Source organism: uncultured Jannaschia sp., from assembly GCF_947494055.1.
GTDB lineage: Bacteria > Pseudomonadota > Alphaproteobacteria > Rhodobacterales > Rhodobacteraceae > Jannaschia.
The window spans coordinates 1-287 of the sequence record NZ_CANLTR010000224.1 but is presented as its reverse complement, the minus strand read 5'-3'; the positions used below and the strand labels follow the sequence as shown (position 1 = coordinate 287).

The 287-nt window shown below is 72.5% G+C and carries 1 pseudogene; it reads right to left on the bottom strand.

Annotation, left to right across the window (positions count from 1 at the left end):
* Positions 1–287: pseudogene (locus Q1A87_RS23945) on the bottom strand (hypothetical protein); the annotation flags it as partial.

The window sequence follows — 287 nt, the reverse complement described above, 5'->3', positions numbered from 1 at the left end:
ACGTCGTCCCCCAGCTCGCCGCGCGCCTTGCGCACCGCCCGCAAGCTGGCGTTCAGCGCGTCGACCTCCCGGTTGGTGTAGGCAAAGACGAACCGCGTGGCGTTCGGGTCAGCCTCCGTATCCGCACTCCACCTTTCCACCAGCGCCTCTTGCGCTGCCGCCTGCCGGCCCGACCAGTGCAGCGCGCCGTTCCGGGCGAAGGCCGCGACCGCGTCGTAGGTCCGCCCTTCGGACAGGTCCCGCGCCGCTTGCCGCTGCCAGTCCACCCGCTGCCGCGTCACCTCCGT